This is a genomic window from Polaribacter glomeratus (assembly GCF_002954665.1).
Taxonomy (GTDB): domain Bacteria; phylum Bacteroidota; class Bacteroidia; order Flavobacteriales; family Flavobacteriaceae; genus Polaribacter; species Polaribacter glomeratus.
In genome coordinates, this window is sequence record NZ_MSCM01000001.1 from 1,642,953 (window position 1) to 1,662,208 (window position 19,256).

20 protein-coding genes are annotated in these 19,256 nt (G+C 29.6%); 8 read left to right on the top strand and 12 right to left on the bottom strand.

Features of this window, described 5'->3' with window-relative positions; genetic code table 11:
* Nucleotides 1-487 precede the first annotated feature (487 nt).
* Both BTO16_RS06965 and ligA read right to left on the bottom strand, forming a co-directional pair.
* Nucleotides 488-1,222, bottom strand: coding sequence for a DUF4294 domain-containing protein (locus tag BTO16_RS06965; protein ID WP_245892015.1), 735 nt, complete (start codon nt 1,220-1,222; stop codon nt 488-490).
* 90 nt (nt 1,223-1,312) lie between these two features.
* The gene (gene ligA, locus BTO16_RS06970) at nt 1,313-3,310 is read right to left on the bottom strand and encodes an NAD-dependent DNA ligase LigA (RefSeq protein WP_105020899.1); all 1,998 of its coding nucleotides are present in this window, start codon (nt 3,308-3,310) and stop codon (nt 1,313-1,315) included.
* 334 nt (nt 3,311-3,644) lie between these two features.
* Between ligA and BTO16_RS06975 the strand changes: the two genes are divergently transcribed.
* Entirely contained in the window at nt 3,645-4,307 is a 663-nt protein-coding gene (locus BTO16_RS06975) for a hypothetical protein (protein WP_105020900.1), read from the top strand.
* A gap of 302 nt (nt 4,308-4,609) precedes the next feature.
* On the opposite strand, the gene BTO16_RS06980 is transcribed toward BTO16_RS06975, so the two are convergent.
* Nucleotides 4,610-6,052 (bottom strand): glyceraldehyde-3-phosphate dehydrogenase, encoded by a 1,443-nt coding sequence (locus BTO16_RS06980; RefSeq protein ID WP_105020901.1) that lies wholly within the window; start codon nt 6,050-6,052, stop codon nt 4,610-4,612.
* Nucleotides 6,053-6,192: 140 nt separating this feature from the next.
* Nucleotides 6,193-7,584 carry a S1C family serine protease gene (locus BTO16_RS06985; protein WP_105020902.1) on the bottom strand — a complete coding sequence of 464 codons (1,392 nt, stop codon included), beginning with the start codon at nt 7,582-7,584 and terminating at the stop codon, nt 6,193-6,195.
* A gap of 137 nt (nt 7,585-7,721) precedes the next feature.
* Between BTO16_RS06985 and dapF the strand changes: the two genes are divergently transcribed.
* From dapF to BTO16_RS07005, 4 genes are all read left to right on the top strand, one after another.
* Nucleotides 7,722-8,492: a diaminopimelate epimerase gene (gene dapF, locus BTO16_RS06990; protein WP_105020903.1), complete on the top strand. Its 771-nt coding sequence runs from the start codon at nt 7,722-7,724 to the stop codon at nt 8,490-8,492.
* On the top strand, nt 8,492-9,016 hold the full coding sequence (locus BTO16_RS06995) for a GNAT family N-acetyltransferase (RefSeq protein WP_105020904.1): 525 nt from the start codon (nt 8,492-8,494) through the stop codon (nt 9,014-9,016). The genes dapF and BTO16_RS06995 overlap by 1 nt, the downstream gene beginning before the upstream one ends.
* Nucleotides 9,017-9,046: 30 nt before the next feature.
* Nucleotides 9,047-10,075, top strand: a complete 1,029-nt coding sequence (gene mltG / locus BTO16_RS07000) for an endolytic transglycosylase MltG (RefSeq protein ID WP_105020905.1) — start codon at nt 9,047-9,049, stop codon at nt 10,073-10,075.
* Between the two features lie 195 nt (nt 10,076-10,270).
* The gene (locus BTO16_RS07005) at nt 10,271-10,852 is read left to right on the top strand and encodes a peptidoglycan-binding protein LysM (protein ID WP_105020906.1); all 582 of its coding nucleotides are present in this window, start codon (nt 10,271-10,273) and stop codon (nt 10,850-10,852) included.
* On the opposite strand, the gene BTO16_RS07010 is transcribed toward BTO16_RS07005, so the two are convergent.
* From BTO16_RS07010 to dnaA, 3 genes are read right to left on the bottom strand one after another with little or no spacing between them, the layout of a single operon-like run.
* Nucleotides 10,853-11,557 (bottom strand): SAM-dependent methyltransferase, encoded by a 705-nt coding sequence (locus BTO16_RS07010; protein WP_105020907.1) that lies wholly within the window; start codon nt 11,555-11,557, stop codon nt 10,853-10,855.
* 53 nt (nt 11,558-11,610) lie between these two features.
* A complete protein-coding gene (locus BTO16_RS07015) occupies nt 11,611-12,072 on the bottom strand; it encodes a low molecular weight protein-tyrosine-phosphatase (protein ID WP_105020908.1) in 462 nt (153 codons plus the stop codon).
* A gap of 15 nt (nt 12,073-12,087) precedes the next feature.
* Nucleotides 12,088-13,515 (bottom strand): chromosomal replication initiator protein DnaA, encoded by a 1,428-nt coding sequence (gene dnaA, locus BTO16_RS07020; protein WP_105020909.1) that lies wholly within the window; start codon nt 13,513-13,515, stop codon nt 12,088-12,090.
* A gap of 172 nt (nt 13,516-13,687) precedes the next feature.
* On the opposite strand from dnaA, the gene BTO16_RS07025 reads away from it, so the two are divergent.
* Entirely contained in the window at nt 13,688-14,086 is a 399-nt protein-coding gene (locus BTO16_RS07025) for an acyl-CoA thioesterase (protein WP_105020910.1), read from the top strand.
* On the opposite strand, the gene BTO16_RS07030 is transcribed toward BTO16_RS07025, so the two are convergent.
* The 5 genes from BTO16_RS07030 to BTO16_RS07050 all read right to left on the bottom strand — a co-directional run bounded on the left by BTO16_RS07030 (nt 14,075) and on the right by BTO16_RS07050 (nt 17,731).
* A complete protein-coding gene (locus BTO16_RS07030) occupies nt 14,075-14,686 on the bottom strand; it encodes an IMPACT family protein (RefSeq protein WP_105020911.1) in 612 nt (203 codons plus the stop codon). The genes BTO16_RS07025 and BTO16_RS07030 overlap by 12 nt on opposite strands.
* Nucleotides 14,686-15,549 carry an EamA family transporter gene (locus BTO16_RS07035; RefSeq protein ID WP_105020912.1) on the bottom strand — a complete coding sequence of 288 codons (864 nt, stop codon included), beginning with the start codon at nt 15,547-15,549 and terminating at the stop codon, nt 14,686-14,688. Before BTO16_RS07035 ends, BTO16_RS07030 begins: the two co-directional genes overlap by 1 nt.
* The gene (locus tag BTO16_RS07040; RefSeq protein ID WP_105020913.1) at nt 15,546-16,154 is read right to left on the bottom strand and encodes an HAD-IA family hydrolase; all 609 of its coding nucleotides are present in this window, start codon (nt 16,152-16,154) and stop codon (nt 15,546-15,548) included. Before BTO16_RS07040 ends, BTO16_RS07035 begins: the two co-directional genes overlap by 4 nt.
* On the bottom strand, nt 16,147-17,178 hold the full coding sequence (gene ribD, locus BTO16_RS07045; protein ID WP_407675517.1) for a bifunctional diaminohydroxyphosphoribosylaminopyrimidine deaminase/5-amino-6-(5-phosphoribosylamino)uracil reductase RibD: 1,032 nt from the start codon (nt 17,176-17,178) through the stop codon (nt 16,147-16,149). The genes BTO16_RS07040 and ribD overlap by 8 nt, the downstream gene beginning before the upstream one ends.
* An 88-nt stretch (nt 17,179-17,266) precedes the next feature.
* Nucleotides 17,267-17,731 (bottom strand): hypothetical protein, encoded by a 465-nt coding sequence (locus BTO16_RS07050; RefSeq protein ID WP_105020915.1) that lies wholly within the window; start codon nt 17,729-17,731, stop codon nt 17,267-17,269.
* 52 nt (nt 17,732-17,783) lie between these two features.
* On the opposite strand from BTO16_RS07050, the gene BTO16_RS07055 reads away from it, so the two are divergent.
* Complete coding sequence (locus tag BTO16_RS07055; RefSeq protein WP_105020916.1) at nt 17,784-18,275, top strand: GNAT family N-acetyltransferase; 492 nt, start codon at nt 17,784-17,786, stop codon at nt 18,273-18,275.
* A gap of 34 nt (nt 18,276-18,309) precedes the next feature.
* The gene (prmC, locus tag BTO16_RS07060) at nt 18,310-19,200 is read left to right on the top strand and encodes a peptide chain release factor N(5)-glutamine methyltransferase (RefSeq protein WP_105021540.1); all 891 of its coding nucleotides are present in this window, start codon (nt 18,310-18,312) and stop codon (nt 19,198-19,200) included.
* The last annotated feature ends 56 nt before the right edge of the window (nt 19,201-19,256 follow it).

Genomic DNA, 19,256 nt, shown 5'->3' on the forward strand with positions numbered 1-19,256 from the left:
TAAAAAAACGACCTAACTATATGTTTTTTAGATTATTAAATGTTAAAATGTTTTCTTTATTTTTTCCTGAACACAATAAGTTTAATTAAATAATGCAATTTTATTCGATTCTTTAAATAAGTAATGTTATAAAACATAACTTTTAAAGTATAATTTTATTTATGAATATTAAGTGTTACACTTACTTTAACGAATAATAACACGGAAGAAATGATTTCATATTATGAAACTATCTGTGAATAGCATAAATTATATGCAAAAAGTACTCTTAAATATAGTCTCTTACTTCTTTTAAATTTTAGCGACTTTGTGTTAGGGATTGAAATGGCATCCTTTTTATGCTTGACTTTACTAGTTATAGAATATAATATACTTTTTACTGATTTTAATGCATAATCAACTGTATGTTTAAATTCTGCATAAAAAGATATAATGAAAAGCCCGACCACGCCAATAAGCGTGGAAACACCCAAAGGATACTTAAATTCTAATTCTTATTTTTCTTTTCGCTCTTCTTTTTCTGCTTTGCAAACATCTTCTTATATTTCTCAACGTTAATTTCTGCTTTTCTTACTGTAATAACTTTCTGAAAATTGAAATTTAACTTTGCCTGTTGCTTTTTTAAAACACCATCTTGAAATGCTCTTTGTAAAATATCTTCTATTAAATAATCTTCATTTACAGATTCTGGATGATATTCATCTTTTAAAGATAACTTAAAAACGTTTGCAGTTGTGTTGTACCAAAAAGCTTTCCAACCACTTCTTAATCCTTTTATATTATTAAAAGCGGTTTCTCCTGTTTGACGGTGAATGAGTTTTATTAAAATACGACCTTCTGTTCTGGTCATTTTTTTTATTTGATCTGTAAACTCACCTTCTATATATTTCTGAATTAACTTGGTATACGTTCGTCTTTTGCTTTTAGATTCTATTTTCTCTAACCTATTGTTTAAGGTATCTAATCTTTCCGACGCTAATTTTGCATATGGATACACTTTTAAAACTTTTCTGCGGAACCATAAATAATATCGAATATCTTCTTTAGAATTAAATTTTTGCTTTGGTATAATTGAAAATTCATTTAATTGTATGGTTAACGTGTCTCCTGGTTTTACCAAAACATAGTCTTCTATATTTTTAGGCAAAGAATCTATGGCTCTTTTCTGGGCTAAAACCCCAAAAGAGTATATCATTATATATATGTATAGTAATTTTTTCAAATATTCTTATTTTTTGGATGACGTAAAGAACTCATAAACTTAATTTTTTAATAGTAATGAACTAGAAAACTTAGCTTACTTTTTAAAATTTTAATTAATCTTATTTATAAAATCTTGTTCAGAAATTATTTCTACTCCTAAATCTTGGGCTTTTGTTAACTTACTTGGCCCCATATTATCGCCCGCAATAATAAAATTTGTCTTTTTTGAAATTGAAGTACTTACTTTACCACCATTATCTTCGATTGCTTTTTTAAGTTCTTCTCTACTCATTTGATGGAAAACGCCAGAAACCACAAAAACTTGCCCTTCTAATTTATTTGTTTGATTTTCTATACTTGCAGCAGAAACTTCTAATTGAAGTCCGTGCAATTTTAACCGATTTATCAATTGAATGTTTCCTAAATTGGATGAAAAATCAAGTATACTTTGCGCAATTCTATCGCCAATTTCGTCTACAGTAATTAAGGTCTCAAAATCTGATGTCATTAATTTATCAATCGATTTAAAATGCTTTGCTAGTTTCTTCGCTACCGTTTCTCCTACAAAACGAATACCAAGTGCAAATAATACTTTTTCAAAAGGAATATTTTTTGATTTTAAAATACCGTCAATCATGTTTTGTGCAGACTTTTCTGCCATTCTTTCTAACGGGATTACTTGCTCAACTTTTAAATCGTACAAATCTGCGTAGTTTTCTATAAGTCCTTCTTTGCGCAACAAATCAACAGTTTCGCCGCCTAAACCTTCAATATCCATTGCTTTTCTGCTGATGAAATGCTGAATTCTTCCAGTAATTTGTGGAGCACAGCCAAACTCATTTGGGCAATAATGTTTTGCGTCGCCCTCTGTTCTAACTAATTCTGTATTACATTCAGGACAATTTGTTGCATATTTTGTAGGTTCAGAGTTTTCTAGACGTTTGGTAAAATCGACAGCAATTATTTTTGGAATAATTTCTCCGCCTTTTTCTACAAAAACGGTATCTCGTACTCTAATATCTAATTTTTCTATTTGATCTGCATTGTGCAAAGAAGCCCGTTTTACAGTAGTTCCTGCTAATTGCACTGGTTCTAAATTTGCAACAGGCGTTATTGCTCCAGTTCTGCCAACTTGGTAGGTAATTTCATTTAAAATTGTTGAAACTTGTTCTGCTTTAAATTTATATGCAATTGCCCATCTTGGCGCTTTTGCTGTATAACCTAATTCTTCTTGTTGTTGTAGATTGTTTACTTTTATTACAACACCATCGGTTTCATAAGGTAAATCGTGACGTTTTACATCCCAATAATTTACAAAATCGAAAACTTTATCAATAGAAGTTGCCAAAGCAATTGTATCTGGAACTTTAAATCCTGCTTTTCTTGCATTTTCTAAACTTTCAAAATGCGTTTTATATTTTCTTTCTGATGTTACAACTTGATACAACAAACAATCTAAAGGTCGTCTTGCAACTTCTGCACTGTCTTGTAATTTTAAACTTCCGCTTGCGGTATTTCTAGGATTTCTATATTCTTCATCTCCGTTTTCAACACGTTCTTCGTTCATTTTATTAAAACCATGTAATGGCAAAATGATTTCTCCACGCATTTCAAAATTAGAAACGAAGTCTTTTGTTATTGATAACGGAATTGATAATATTGTTTTTACATTATTAGTTACATCATCGCCCTGAAAACCATCTCCTCTGGTAACTGCTTTTATAAACTGACTGTTTTCATAGGTTAAGTTTATAGAAGCTCCATCAAACTTTAGTTCGCATGAATATTTTACTTCGGATGTTCCTAGCATTTTTTGAACACGTTTTTCCCAATCTAACAAATCTTCTTTCGAATATGAATTATCTAAAGAATACATTCTATTTAAATGTGCAACTGTTTCAAAGTTTTTGGTAATTTCTCCTCCTACTCTTTGTGTTGGTGAATTTGAATCGAAAAATGCTGGATTTTCTATTTCCAATTTTTCTAATTCTTTAATTTTCACATCAAAATCAAAATCTGTAATTAAAGCATTATCCAACACATAATAATTATAATTGTGGTTGTTTAATTCTTCTCTAAGTGCATTTATTTTTTCTTGAACGGTCATTAATTTTTTGCTTGAAATTTGGTAAAAGGCTTCATTTTAAGATTTCTAAAAACGAAAAAAAACTGGATAACTAATCTTATATGAATTTAACTCAAAAATAGAACAATAATTGAACATTTTGTAATAAAAAGAGTTGATTTTATTAGAAAAAGAAGCATCCCATAACCTAAGTTATAAATAAGAAAATGATCATTTATTTTCTACTTAAAAGAAACACAAAAAGATACATTAATGAAATTACTTTTTATGAAACAATTATTATTATTTTAAAAAAAATCTTTTTTAATGTTGAAATTTTGTACATTTATGATAAATCAAAAATGAATATTAATTAATGAAATACACTATAAAAATACATAAAATCGCTACAGTTAACACACTTCCTCAGTATTGGAATATTGATGATTTTAAACAACTTTTAGATAAATTTGGTTTTGCTGATGCAGAAAGTACTGATATTAAAGAATTGCAAGAACTTCTGTTTATGGCAATTACAGATTATGAAACCAACGAAGCTGCTGCCATTGTTTTAGACTATAAATTGTCTGAACATTTAAACGAAGGCCAAATTGATCAACTTTCTAATGAAATGTTGTTAGATAAAATATCTGAAGAATATCCAGAAATTTGGTTACACAAAGATTTATTTTCTATCAATCAATTATTGTACAGTGCTTTTAATGGTAAATTTCCAAATATAGAAGCAACGATTGTAGATTTTGAAATTACACCTATTAAAAATGCTGAAAAAACAATAACAAAAGAAATTGTTCTAAAATGTTTTGCTCAAAACTTAACTAAAAGTAATGTTGCAAATAGATTATTTGGAAGTCAAATTCTTGCAGAAGAGGCCTTTGAAGAAGCAAATGACGTTATCTGGGAATTACATAAAAATGAAAATCAATATAGCATGATTACTTCAGATTATTGGATGGGTAAAAACGAATTTTTAAGTGATGAGTTTGAAGCCACTATTGAACTTTTTGAGGAAGAATAATTCTCTTATTTTAAACGATTAGAAATAGAATTTAAACCTTTTAGTGAAAGAGGAAATTTTTTTAAACCCTTTAAGTTTTTATATAAACTTAAAGGGTTTGTTGTTTTAATAGAAACAGAGAAAAAAAAAGTTTCTAATTACTGCTAAAAGTTAGCAAACAAGTATAGCCCTGATTGAAATGGCATCCTTTTTTATTTTTCATAAAAAAGATAGAATGGAAAGCAGGAAATAGCTTCTAAAAAGATAAAGCCCAAAACAAAAAAATGATTTGAGCTTTACTATAATTTATAAAAGTTAATATCCTAGTAATACGTAAATCTTCTAACTTTTGCAATGTGTTTTGCCAAACGCATTACTTGGTGAGAATACCCATATTCATTATCATACCATACATAAATTACAATAGTTTCTTTATCTGCAATGGTTGCTGTGCTATCGAAAATTGACGGAGCAGTTGTGCCAATAACGTCTGACGAAACCAACTCTTTGTCAATAGAATATTTTATTTGCTCTACCAAATCGCCTTCTAAAGCATATTTTTTTACAATCGAATTTACTGCATCTCTGGTTACTGGTACTCGCAATTGTAAACTTAAAATAGCTAAAGATCCGTTTGGTACTGGAACTCTAATTGCATTCGATGTTAATTTACCTTCTAATGCTGGTATTGCTTTTGAAACTGCTGCGCCTGCACCAGTTTCCGTAATTACCATATTTAATGCTGCAGCTCTTCCTCTTCTCGATTTACTGTGCATATTATCTACCAAATTCTGGTCGTTTGTATATGCGTGAATCGTTTCTAAATGTCCTTTTTTAATTCCAAAATTATCTTCTAAAACCTTTAAAATAGGCGTAATTGCGTTGGTAGTGCAAGATGCTGCCGAAAAAATAGCTACTTTATCTGGGTTGTATAATTTATGATTTACACCATGCACGATATTTGGAACTCCTTTTGCCGGTGCAGTTATTAAAACTTTACTTGCTCCTTTAGATTTTAAATGTCTACTTAATTCAACATCATTTCTAAAAGCGCCTGTATTGTCTATAATTAATGCGTCATTAATATTATATGCTGTGTAATCTATTTCTTCTGGGTTATTTGCAGAAATCATAAAAACGGTTGTTCCGTTTATAATTAAAGCTTTGTGTTCTATATCTGTTTCTACAGTTCCTAAAAAATCTCCATGAACAGAGTCTACCTTTAATAAAGAGGCTCTTTTGTCTAAAATAGCTTGTGTAATTTCGCCACGGGTTACAACTGCTCTTAAACGCAATTGAGATCCTTTACCCATTTTTGTCATTAACTCTCTTGCTAATAAACGCCCAATTCTACCAAAACCATATAAAACGACATCTTTTGGAGTGATGTTTTTAAATTCGGTTACATTTTTTAATTGTTTGGTAACAAATGCAACTTTATCTACACATACTTTAGGATTTAAATGACACTCATACGCTAATTTACCAATATCTAATTTTGATGATGGTAAATCTATTTTTTGTATCGCTTTTGCAATATTTAAAGCATCAATAATTGTAATTGGTTTGTTTACAAACTCTTTAGCGTAATTAATTAAAGTTAAAACTTCACTAGCTCTTTTGTCTACTAATGGATTTCTAAACAATACTAATTCTATCGATTTATCATACCATAAATCATTTACAATATTTATAAATTTAATAGTAGCTCTTCTTGTTTTTGCTTGTAAAGCAACTTCTTTTTCGTAATCTAAATTTGTTGACATAAATGTGTTCGTAGTTTTTAATATTTGCAAAAGTATTTCTTTTTTTGAAAATACGAAATCGATTTCGTATAAAACTTTTACATATAAAAAATCCTGATATTTTAAGTCAGGATTCTTGTTTATTAAATTATGTTGAGTTATTATCTAAAACGCAACATTTCTTTTTTACCACTTGTATTGATCATTTCTAGAACAATAGAATATCTACTTTGAGCAACGCTTTCTAATAGTTTTACGGCTTCTTCTGCTGTTTCTACTTCTTCATCGTTAATTTTTGTGATGATGAAATTTTTTAAACTATTTTTAGAATCATTTTCTCCTGTTTCAATAATCTTAACTCCGTATTTGATCTCATTTTTTTTCAACTCACTTTTTGATAAATCTTGTAATTCCCATTTAAACGCGTTTGAAATAAACCTTTTTTCTTTTTTACTTAGTTTTACACTTTTGGTTACTAATTCACCATTTCTATTCACCGTAATATTTACAGATTCTCCTGGTCTTTTTGCGGTTAATTGACCTCTTAATTCAGAGAATTTAGTAATATCTACGTTATTTACTTTTACAATAATATCATTTTCTTTAAGTCCAGCTTTAGCAGCACCTTGATTTTCTTCAACTGCTAAGATTTTTACTCCTTCAACTTTATCGTTATCCATTGGCGAAAAACGAATACCAATTACAGCCTCTTGTACAGAACCAAATTCTAACAAATCGTCGATTACTTTTTTTGCAATATTTGATGGAACAGCAAATGAATACCCAACAAAAGAACCTGTTTTAGAAGAAATTGCAGTATTAATACCAACTAATTCTCCTCTTGTATTTACCAAAGCGCCTCCACTATTTCCTGGATTTACAGCGGCATCTGTTTGTATAAAAGAATCAATTGCCGAGTTGCCTTCTAAATCTCTACCTTTTGCACTTACAATTCCTGCAGTTACTGTAGATGTTAAATTATATGGATTACCTACCGCCAAAACCCATTCTCCTACTTTTATAGCATCAGAATCTGCAAAAGGCACATATGGTAAATCCATTTCTGCATCAACTTTTAACAAGGCAATGTCGTTATCCTTATCAGTACCTATTAATTTTGCTTTGTATTTTTTCTTATTATTTAAAGTGATTTCAATTTCGTTTGCACTATCAATAACATGATTGTTTGTTACTATGTAACCATCCGAAGAAATAATGACACCACTACCTGTACCAACTTGTTCGTACTTTCTTGCGCCATTTCCACTTCCGAAAAAAAGATCTAAAGGATTTGCTTGTGTTCTAGTTGTTGTATTTTTAACGTGAACAACTGCATTTAAAGATTTTTCTGCTGCAAAGGTAAAATCAATTGATGCAGCACCAATTGCGGTTGAATTATTATAAGCTGGGTTGTAGTTGGTTTGAACCGTCTGCATACCTTCTGGCACAGATCTTTCAATAATTACATTGTCATTAAATAGCATTTTGTATCCACCTAAAGTAATTGCGCCACCCAAAATTGCCATTCCTAATAAACCAAAAAATTTCTTCATAATTCTAAATTTTTAATTATTATTTAATCAAATATACAGTTTAAACTTTTTTAAAAAATCTGTTTAACTTAGTTTTAACGGATTTTAACCACGTTTTAACAAACTTGTTTTACTCTTGAAATTAGTATATTTGTACTATGGATTTGACTTTTTACAAATATCAAGGAACCGGAAATGATTTTGTGATGATAGATAACAGAACAAAAACATTTCCAAAAGAGAATATTAAAATTATTTCTTATTTAGCAGACAGACATTTTGGTGTTGGTGCAGACGGAATTATTTTAATCGAAAATGATAACAAATTCGATTTTAAAATGACCTACTTTAATGCCGATGGAAGTGAAACTTTTTGCGGAAACGGCGGACGATGTGCTGTTGCTTTTGCAAAACATTTAAACATTATTGATACAGAAACTACTTTTATAGCTTTTGATGGTGAACATTTTGCCACAATTAAAAACAGCATTATTTCTCTTAAAATGATTAATGTTGATGAAATAAAAGTGAGTGAAAATTCAGTTTTTGCATATACAGGTACACAACATCATGTAGAATTGGTTGCTGATTTAAATGAGTATCCTGTCTTCGAAAAGGGCAAGAAAATAAGAAATAGCTATAAAGATCCAGGAAGTAATGTCAATTTTGTTCAGCAAATAGATGAATCTACTTTTAGAGTACGAACCTATGAAAAAGGTGTTGAAGACGAAACTTTAGCCTGCGGAACAGGAGTTACAGCTGTTGCCATTGCCATGCATATAACGAATAAAACAAAAAGTAACTTAATTTCTTTGCCCGTAGAAGGTGGTATTTTAGAAGTTTCGTTTACAGTAGAAAATGGTATTTATAAAAATGTATATTTAAAAGGACCCGCTGAATTTGTTTTTAAAGGAAGTATAACGATATAATGAGAACACTTTTAGGAGAACATATAAATTTAAGAGCGCTAGAACCAGAAGATTTAGAATTTCTATATCAAATAGAAAATAACGAATTCTTTTGGGAAGTAAGCCATACACAAAAGCCTTTTTCAAGGTATATTTTAAAACAGTATTTAGAAAATGCCCATTTAGATATTTACGAAAGCAAACAACTGCGTTTACTTATTGAAGATAAATCAACAAAAAAACAATTAGGAATGATTGATTTGTTTGATTTTAATCCACAACACAAAAGAGCCGGAGTTGGAGTTTTAATTCATCCTGATTTTCAAAAAAAAGGTTTTGCATCCGAAGCTCTGTCTCTTTTAATAAATTATTCTTTTACGCATTTGCAATTGCATCAATTGTATGCAAATATTATAATCACTAATGAGAAAAGTTTAGCGTTATTTAAAAAGCATAACTTTGTAAAAATTGGTGTTAAAAAAGATTGGATTTCATCCGAAGGAAAATTTAAGGATGAAGTTTTATTTCAGTTGATAAATGAGTAGTTTTGCAAAACTTAAAAAAATTAAAAACCCTTGAATAAAAAATTTATTTACACAGTTATAGCTACCATCTTTTTAATTGGTGCAATTATAGGTTACAACTATTATCAAAGAATATTTGGAAAAGCAATTACTAAGGACATGGTACTTTTTGTATATGCTACAGACAGTTTATTAGATGTTAAAGACAAACTAGCTGATTATTCTAAAAACCCAAGTACTTTTTTATTAGTTGCTGCACAAAAAAACTTTTCGAAACCTAAAAGTGGAAGGTATCTTTTAAAAGAAGGCATGTCTAACAATGAACTTGTTAACATGTTAAGAATTGGTAATCAAACCGCGCTAAGTTTATCTTTTAACAATCAAGATACTTTAGAAAAATTTGCTGGTAGAATAGCAGAACAATTAGAAGTTGATTCCCTTTCTATCCTAAATTCTTTTACAGATACTGGTTTTTTATCAGAAAATAAGCTTACTAAGAAATCAGTCTTGCAAATATGTATACCTAATAGTTATCAAATTTATTGGAACGTATCTGCAAACGGATTAAGAGATAAATTATTAACAGAATACCATCGTTTTTGGACAATATCAAGATTAGAAAAAGCAAAAAAATTAAAGATGACTAAAGAGCAAGTTATTGCTTTAGCATCGATCGTTCAAAAAGAAACTGCTAAAAACTCCGAGCGTCCAATTGTTGCTGGCTTGTATTTAAATAGGCTAAAAGATGGTTGGCCTTTGCAAGCAGATCCAACGGTTATTTATAGCATTAGAGAGATAAAAGGTCAAGATTATGCCGTAAAAAGAGTTTTAACAGCAGATTTAGAAATAGACTCACCTTATAATACCTATAAAAATAAAGGATTACCTCCTACTTTAATTGCTATGCCAGATATTTCAAGTATTGATGCAGTTTTAAATCCAGACACTCATAATTACATGTACATGTGCGCCAGTGTTGAAAAAATAGGTTTTCATGCTTTTGCAAAAACACTTGCTCAACATAATAATAATGCTGCTAAATATCATGTTTGGATGAATAAACAAGGCGTAAATAGATAACAATCTAATTGTTAATTAAATACTGTTTACTTATCATTTTCACAAAAAGAAACGATATAGTTCTCCGAATTTAATAAGTAAAGCCATCAAAACCAGTATTTTCAATAATTTTTCATTTTTTTAACATATTGATTGTCAATTACTTTAAAATTATGTTATAGTTTTGCACCGCGAAATAGAAAGCATAGATAATTTATGGTGTTCAAAAAGTTTTTATATTTAAGTAGTGCAATTATTGTATTAGCAAGTACAACTTCTTTAACAACAGTAAAAAAGACCAAACCGGTCTCTTATCCTAAGTATTTAGAATACAATATTCCATATTTACAAAAAAACTTTGTCGCTTTTAAACAAGCTCTAGCCGTTAAAGAATCTCAAGGAAAATATACCGTAGTAAATAGCTTAGGTTATTTGGGTAAATACCAGTTTGGAAGAACAACTTTAGAGCGATTAGACATATACAACACCAAAGAATTTTTACGAAATCCTGAGTTACAAGAAAAAGCATTTATTGCTTTGTGTAAAGTTAATAAGTGGATTTTAAGAAATGATATTGAACAATCTGTAGGAAAAACTATAAACGGTATTGTAATTACAGAATCAGGTATTTTAGCAGCGGCTCATTTAAGTGGCGCAGGTAATGTTAAAAACTTTTTACGCAGTAACGGTACCAATTGTTTTTCTGATGCTTATGGAACCACTATTAAAAGCTATCTGAAAAAATTTGCTGGGTACGACCTTTCTATTATTGAAGCAGATCAAAACGCAAAAGCATAATTACTTTTGAATTATAAAAATAGCTGGTTTTTTGTGTAAATCTGGCTTTTGATGCTTCCAATCTTTTACCATCATTGTTTTAATATATTCGGTTGGCAATGTAATGTCTGCTGCTATGCATAAATAAGTAATTGGTGTTAACGTATCTTTTAACTCCGTAAACATCTTTTCGTTTCTATACGGTGTTTCTATAAAAATTTGCGACTGGTTTTTATCTTTAGATAATTTCTCTAAATCTTTAATCGCATTTTTGCGTTCACTTTTATCAATTGGTAAATACCCGTTAAAAGCAAAATTTTGACCATTCATACCAGAACCCATCATTGCCATTAAAATGGATGAAGGACCAACTAAAGGTACAACCTGTATGTTTTTTTGGTGTGCTAACTTTACCATACTTGCCCCAGGATCTGCAATTGCAGGAACGCCAGCGTCCGATAATAAACCAATATTAATTCCTTTTAGGCAAACATCTAAAAAATTTAAAGTTTCCATCTCTTCTGCATATTTATCTAAAGACATAATTCGCAAAGAGGATTGTTCTTTTTCTGGTGCTATCTTTTTGATAAACCTTCTAGCAGACTTTTCATTTTCTACAATAAAATAATCCAATTGTTCTATTACATTCTTTACTGATAAAGGCATTACTTCTAAAGGTTCTGTATCGCCTAAAGTTGTAGGAATTAAGTAGAGTTTACCAATCATTTTATATATTTTAAACACTAATTTTAAAGATTTATTCTGATAAAAAAGTGTATTTATTTTATTTTAGACAGTTTATTTGCTATGATTTCACAGGCCTCATTTAACATTGTATACACGTTTTCAAAACCTTGATTTCCGCCATAATAAGGATCAGGAACAGATTCGTTTTTAGTTGGTTGTGTTTCATTTAAAATTAAGTGCACTTTACCCTTATCAACTTGGTTTCTTGCTAAGGTCAAAATATTTTGATAATTGCTTTGATCCATGGCATAAATAAAATCAAAAATATCAAAATCTTTAACTGTAAATTTTCTAGCTCTTTGGTTTGTGATGTCAATTCTGTGTTTTCTAGCAACTTCAATAGAACGTTCGTCAGGCAGTTTCCCTATATGGTAAGCTGCTGTGCCAGCAGAATCTACAAAAATTTCATCATCATTTACTTTTGAAACTAAAAGTCCTTCTGCTAATGGCGAACGACAAATGTTCCCCAAGCAAACCATTAGTACTTTTTTCATTGTAAATTAAAAATTTTAAAACGTTAACTTCTTAGTTAAATCGTCAACGTATTTTCTAAATTGCTTGTCTGTTTCTGTAAGGTTATCTACTGTTTTACAAGCGTGTAAAACGGTTGCATGGTCTCTTTGACCAATTTGATTACCAATACTTGCTAAAGATGTTTTTGTTAACCTTTTTGCAAAAAACATTGCTAATTGACGTGCTTGTACAATATGTCTTTTTCTAGTTTTAGATTGTAAAGTAGCAACATCCATATCAAAATATTTAGAAACTTCTTTTTGAATATAATCTATAGAAACTTCTTTTTTGGTGTTTTTTACAAACTTATCTACTATTTGTTTTGCTAATTCTACTGAAAATTCTCTTCTATTAAAAGACGCTTGCGCAATCATAGAAATAAGAACACCTTCTAATTCTCTTACGTTAGACTTAATATTTTTAGCAATATATTCTACAATATCTTCTGGCATTTCTACACCATCTCTGTACAATTTATTTTGCAGAATAGAGATTCTAGTTTCGTAATCTGGTGCTTGTAATTCTGCGGATAATCCCCATTTAAAACGAGATAACAAACGCTGCTCAATATCTTGCATGTCTACAGGCGCTTTATCCGAAGTTAAAATTACTTGCTTACCATTTTGATGTAAATGATTAAAAATATGAAAGAATACATCTTGTGTGCCTGCTTTGCCAGACAAGAATTGTACATCATCAATTATTAAAACATCAATCATTTGATAGAAATGAATAAAATCATTTCTAGTATTCGATTTTACTGAATCTATAAATTGCTGCGTAAATTTTTCTGAAGAAATATATAAAACTGTTTTGTCTGGATATTTGTCTTTAATATCAACACCAATAGCGTGCGATAAATGTGTTTTACCTAAACCAACACCACCATAAATTAATAATGGATTAAAAGACGTTCCACCAGGTTTGTTAGCAACTGCCATACCTGCAGAACGTGCTAATCTATTAGAATCTCCTTCAATAAAATTAACAAAACTATAATTTGCATTTAATTGAGATTCTATTTTTACCTTTTGTAAACCAGGTATTATAAAAGGATTTCTTAATTCTCTTTTACCAGATTCTATGGGTACAGTAACTCTTTGTGGTTTTAATGGATCTCTATTTGAACTAGGAATTTTTACAATTTGTGGTCTATTACTACTGTAATTATTTTCCATTTTTACATCGTAAATCAATTTGGCTTCATTGCCTAATTGTCTTACTAATGCAACACGTAATAATTTAATATAGTGCTCTTCTAGCCACTCATAAAAGAATTTACTAGGCACTTGAATAGTCAATGCTTCTCCAGATAACTTTACAGGTTTTATAGGTTCAAACCACGTTTTGTAGGCTTGAGGCTTTATGTTATCTTTTATAAAAGATAGACAATCTGTCCATACGGATTCAGCAGTGAAACTCATTTATTATTTTAGTAGGTTCTTTGGTTCTTATTTTTGGTGTAAAACACCGATAAAATCTCTTTTTCTAAAGCTATACAAAAGTGTGAATAAAAAACAGGATAAAAAAACTAAATTGCTATTGATTCTTAACTTTTTTTTCCGTAGACTGCTTAAAATTTAATGTTTAAACCTATTGAAAAAATCATCAACAAAAACTAGAGTTCGATATTCTGAAACTGATCAAATGGGAGTAGTTTACCACGGAAATTATGCACAATATTTTGAATTGGGCAGAACAGAATGGTTACGTAAACTAGGCGTTACGTACAAAGATATGGAAATTAGCGGAATAATGTTACCCGTAATTTCTCTAAATTGTAATTTTATTAAATCTGCAATTTATGACGATGTGTTAACCATCGAAACTTTTCTAAAAAAAGAACCCTTGGTAAAAATTGAGTTCGATTATAAAGTTACGAATCAAAACAATGAAATTATTTGTACCGGAAGTTCTGTTTTGGCATTTATGAATATGAAAACGATGAAACCAACCAGATGTCCAGATTATTTGTTAAAAAGCTTAGGATTCTAACTCTTTAATATCCACTTTATACAAGTTCTCAAAAATTTCAAAAATAGAAGGTGCGTCTTTTTTTCTGATGGAAATTACATACTCGCAGGCTAATTCTAATTTCTGATGTGTAATTTCTAAATTTTTTTCTTTGATAATTCTTTGAACAGCGTTCATTAAATCATATTCAAAATTCAATTTAAAATGTACATCAATTGTTTTTTCTAAAATTTTTGATGCTTCTAAGGTAAGTTGTGCAGAAGTTTTATAAGCAGAAATTAAACCACCAACCCCTAATTTTGTGCCGCCAAAATAACGCACCGAAACAATTAAAATGTTCGTAACTTCAAAAGACTGTATTTGTCCGTAAATTGGCAATCCTGCAGAGTTGTTTGGCTCGCCGTCATCATTTGCTCTATACTTTACATCCTCTACTCCTATTTGATACGCATAACAAAAATGACGTGCAGAATGATGTTTCTTTTTTAATTCTTCTAAACAATCTTTTACATCCTCTTCATTTAAAACAGGAAATGCATAACCAAAAAACTTAGATCCTTTTTCTTTAAAAAGGGTTTCTTTAGATGCTTTTAAAATCGTTTTATAACTATCTTCTTCCATTAAGCCAAAGCTACAATTACTATCCCAACTATAGCCAAACCAACACCAATTTTGTTTTTAAAGCTAAAATGTTCTTTAAAAAGTAAAATCCCTATCAAAGTAGAAACTACAACAATACCAACATTATTAATAGTAAACAATGTTGAACTTTCAAAACTATCTGTTTGTAATGCTTTTATTAAAAATACGATAGAAAAATAATTAGGAACACCTAAAATAATACCAGCAATAACATTTCTCGTACCAAAAGGCTCTCTTTTTTTGATGGCTTTTATCGATAAAATAATCAATCCGAAGAAAGCTGCACAACCAAATAAACTTCCAGAAAAAACAGAAACATCTTCTTTTTCTACATAATTTACCTCAACAAATTTAAGCGTTGTATCAATAACTCCTGATCCTAAAAAGAGTAAAACAGGAAATAACAAACCTGCATTTTTATGAATGGATTTTTCTTCTTTTACAGATGCCAAATAAACGGCAACTAATGCAATAAAAATTCCTAAAATCTTTAAAAAAGTAACGGATTCATTGTACAGAAATACGCCAAAAAAAACCGGAATTACCACAGACATTTTTCCGGCAACAGAAGTTACTGCTACTCCATTAATTTGTGCCGTTTTAGCCATTACAAAAAAGATAGAAACAAATAAAGCTCCTAAAAAAATAGCACCATAAAACCAAGGCTGATTAGGTAGTTCTGTAATAGAAAAACTTCTTTCGGCCAAGGTAAACCCTAAGGTCAAAGCAACAATATAATTTACAAAAATTGCTTTTAGAATGTCTACTTTATAAATACCAAAATATTTAAAAATAACAAATAGTCCTGTTGAAAAAAGAATGCTTAAAAGTAAGTGAATCAATTTGTTTTATTTTTGATAAATAGCTCGGTAACGTCATCTTTTTCAGGAATTAAATTCCAAACATGAATACCTAATTTATTGGCTGAATCTGTATTTTCTTTTAAATCGTCTACAAATAAAGTTTCATCTGCAATTAAATTATTTTCATTTAAAACAAATTCATAAATTTCTGAATCTGGTTTTCTAAAATTAATTTCATGCGATAAATAAAACTGCTCAAAACTATTTTTAAATTCGTTATAAAACTCTTCTCCTACAGAACTTTGAACCCATTTAATGTGTAAATCGTTTGTATTACTCAACAAAAATAATCTGTATTTATTACTTGCCGCTAAATCTTTTAAAAAGTCTAACCGTTTTTTAGGAAAATCTAACAAAATAGCATTCCAAGCGAATACTAAATCTTCTTTTTTAATCCCGAATTTATCATGATAAAAATTAATAAATTCATCCGTAGTCATTAAACCCTTTTCATATTGATGATAGACAGCAATCATTTCATCAGAAATTTTAGTGACACCTAATTTTGCCATTTCTTTATAAGTTGCCTGTTTATCTAAATTGATAAAAATATCTCCAAAATCGAAGATGATGTTTTTAATCATTTGTATATTTTTTTAAAACGTCGTTTTTAATTTTTATTTCGGATGTTATTATTGCAGAGAAAACAGGTGCTTTAATTCCGTTTTTAAAAAAAGTTTCACCAACAAAAACGTTTGCTTCATCCCATAAGTTGGCATCGATAAAAGTTTGTAATGTTATTGTACCTCCTTCAATAAGTACAGATTGAATTTGATGTTTTTGTAAAACATCACAAATTTGACCAGCAATATTTTTAGTAAAATTAATAGTTTCAAAAATTAGTTCTCTACTTCGGTCAAACTGACCAAAATGCTCTAATTTCAAACTTCCTTCTTTCTGCTTTAAACTTGTCGCATCTGTAATTACAATTGTTTTTAAAATTCCATTAAAAACGGCTGCCTCTTTAGGTATTCGTAAACTTTTATCTAGCACAATACGTATAGGATTATTGCCAAACCAAGTTCTAATATTTAATTTAGGATTGTCTGCAATTACCGTATTTGTCCCAACTAAAATGGCATGCTCTTCGCTTCTAAACTTATGCACTAATTGTTGTGCATAGTTGTTAGAAATCCAAACGGGAGATTGCTCATTTCTTTTAAAGGGCGCTACAAATCCATCTTTGGTTTCTGCCCATTTTAGAATAATATAAGGTCTCTTTTTCTCTTGAACCGTAAAAAATCGTTTATGATGTGCTTTGCATTCAGCCTCTAAAACACCTACAATTACATTAATTCCGGCCTTTCTTAAACGCTCAATTCCTTTACCCGCAACTAAAATATTGGAGTCTACACAACCGATAACTACATTTCTAAATTGATGTTTTACCAACAGATCTGCACAAGGTGGCGTTTTACCAAAATGCGAACAAGGTTCTAGCGTTACGTAAATCGTTGCTTCTTTTAAAAGTGTTTTATTTTTTACTGAATTTACAGCATTAACCTCCGCATGATTTTGCCCGTAATCTGAGGTAAAACCTTCACCAATAACTCTATTTTGATACACAATTACTGCACCAACACAAGGATTTGGACGCGAAATACCAATCGCATTTTTAGCAATTTGTAAACATCGTTTTATGTAAAATTCGTGATTGATATTTTGTATATTTTAGAAGAAAGTAGCAAAACGCTGCTTAAAACTTAATTTTTATTTCTTCAGTTTTGTCAACCAAAAATTCTTTTTTAAAGCCAAAAACAACATAATCTAGCTTTCCTTTAATTCTAACATTTACTTTATTTGTTAAAAGAGAGTTTATCAAACCACCTAAAACTCCGTTTTTATCAGAATTTAAAATATTTTTTGTTGCTATTTTTGCTGTTAAAGGAATCGAAAAATCAATTTTTGCTGGCACTTTAAACTCCTCTGAAAAAACCTGTGCAACCGCTACATTATTTACGAATATAGAAATATCATCCGTAGAAATTTTACCACCAACATCATTAGGGTTTTGAAAATAAGCATTTGCTTGCAATCGAATGGTGTCCGATGAAAAACTGAGGATTTTAATATCATCAACCTTTAAAAAAACGGGTGGTTTTTTAACGGAACAACTAAAAATAACTAAAAATAAACCGACTAAAAAGAGTGCATTTTTCATCAAAAAATATTAAAAAAACAGGTAACTTGCCCTCGCAAAAATACAGCAATAAATGACAAATAAAGATTTTATCATTAGAGAAATTACGCAACAAGATAATTTGCAAGTTGCGCAAGTAATTAGAAACGTTTTAGTAGAATTAGGCGTACCAAAAGTTGGCACTGCTTATGAGGATAAAGCTACTGATGAAATGTTTGAAAATTTTCAAAAACCAACATCTATGTATTTTGTTATAGAGCAAGATGGTAAAATTGTTGGTGGCGCAGGAATTGCACAATTAGATAATTTTGAAGGAAAAACCTGTGAGCTTCAAAAAATGTATTTTTTACCAATTATTAGAGGAAAAGGTTTGGGAACTAAATTAATTACGACCTGTTTGCAAAAAGCAAAAGATCTAGGATTTGAAAATTGCTATTTAGAAACCATGCCATATATGGAGTCTGCAAAAGCTTTATATTATAAAAATGGTTTTATAAATCTTGATAAACCTATAGGAAACACAGGGCATTACTCTTGTAATGTTTGGATGCTTAAAACGTTATAAAGACACAATTTTAGGAAAAAAAATACAAATTTTGATGACCGTAAAAGAGTATCGAGTAAATTTGATAGAACAACTTTCTTCTATTTATCCGAAAACAGAAATAGATTCTTTTTTCTTTATATTAATGGAGGAATATCTAAGTTTAAAAAGAATTGACATTACGTTACATCCTGATTATGAGATTAAAAACACACATATTTCTACTTTAAATACAGCCTTGAAAAGGCTTAAAAATCAAGAACCCATTCAATATATAATTGGTAATACTGAATTTTATGGTTATCCTTTTTTAGTGGATGAAAATACGTTGATACCAAGACCTGAAACCGAAGAATTAGTGGAATGGATTTTAGAAGAAACTAAAAAACTGCAGAGCATAAAAGGTTCTATTCCTTTACATATTTTAGATATTGGCACAGGAACGGGTTGCATACCCATAGCTTTGGCTAAAAATTTACCTACTGCAACTGTATTTGCAATTGACATTTCTGCGGATGCTTTAAAAATTGCAAAAAAAAATGCTGATATAAATACCGTAAAAATTACGTTTCTACAAACTGATATTTTAAAAGTTAACTCTTTGGATGAAGTACTAAAACAACTTCAGCAAAATGAGATAAACTTTGATATTATAGTTTCAAATCCGCCGTACGTAAGAGAACTGGAAAAAGCAGAAATACAGCCTAATGTTTTACAAAATGAACCTCATTTAGCTTTGTTTGTTCCTGATGAGAATCCGTTATTATTTTATGATAAAATTGCAGATTTAGCAAAAGAAAATCTTACTGAAAACGGATTGCTTTTTTTTGAAATTAATCAATATTTAGGAAATGAAACCTTGACGATGTTAAAAGAAAAAGGTTTTAAAAACATAGAACTACGCAAAGATTTATTTAAGAACGATAGAATGATAAAAGTTCAATAAAAAACATCTCTAGATTTAAAAGCACGAATATCTTTAAACTTTATAGCCAAAACAAT